This window comes from Streptomyces sp. URMC 126, from assembly GCF_051386555.1.
Classification (GTDB): Bacteria; Actinomycetota; Actinomycetes; order Streptomycetales; family Streptomycetaceae; genus Streptomyces.
In genome coordinates this window covers 1-265 of record NZ_JBPQTX010000942.1, presented here as the reverse complement: position 1 = coordinate 265, position 265 = coordinate 1, and the positions used below count along the sequence as shown (strand labels likewise).

1 protein-coding gene is annotated in these 265 nt (G+C 66.0%); it reads left to right on the top strand.

The window, feature by feature from the left end; all coding sequences use genetic code 11:
• A partial coding sequence (locus ACSNOK_RS34590) for a cell cycle transcriptional regulator TrcR (RefSeq protein ID WP_436784675.1) occupies positions 1 to 265 on the top strand: 265 nt, incomplete at both ends.

Sequence of the window (265 nt, the reverse complement as noted above, 5' to 3'; positions counted from 1 at the left end):
GCGCCTGCAGCGCTCGATCGCGGATACGCGGCTCGGCCCGAAGAAAAAGGAGCCGCGCTACACGCCGCTGTCCAAGCGGCAGGATCGTCCGGACGGGATCGCCTGGCTGCTCCGCAATCATCCCGAAGTGGCCGAGCAGCAGATCTGCAAGCTGCTGGGCACCACCAAGAACACCATCCAGCAGGTCCGCGACCGGACCCATTGGAAGAGCCAGGAAATCCGCCCGCGCGATCCCGTGCTGCTGGGCCTTTGCTCCCAGCTGGAA